This is a genomic window from Methylobacterium sp. C33D (assembly GCF_053345825.1).
Window position 1 is genome coordinate 1 of record NZ_JBKFAV010000207.1, and the last position, 302, is coordinate 302.

Genomic DNA, 302 nt, shown 5'->3' on the forward strand with positions numbered 1-302 from the left:
ACCCTGACCTTCCTGGAGATGTTCAAGAGCCCGCGCTACGCCGACATCTCCCTGACGCAGTGGCTGGCCCTGACCCCGCACTCGCTGGTCCAGGCCCATACCGGGCTGGATCCCGAGCGCGTCGAGGCCCTGCCGGAGACGAAGTCCCCCGTCGTGCCGGGTTGACGCGCCCGGGAACCCGGACCGATCCTGGCGCGACGACTTCGGGCAATCGTATCCGAAGACCGCACGAATCTCGCACGGAGGGACCCATGCGTGCCGCGTCCCGCGCGCTCCACACCCTGGCGCTGGCTCTCCCGGCG

The 302-nt window shown here is 70.2% G+C and carries 1 pseudogene; it reads left to right on the plus strand.

The features are described 5' to 3' along the window. Window positions 1-165 (plus strand): annotated as a pseudogene (locus tag ACLBXO_RS32060) (oxalate decarboxylase); the annotation flags it as partial. Between the last annotated feature and the right edge of the window lie 137 nt (window positions 166-302).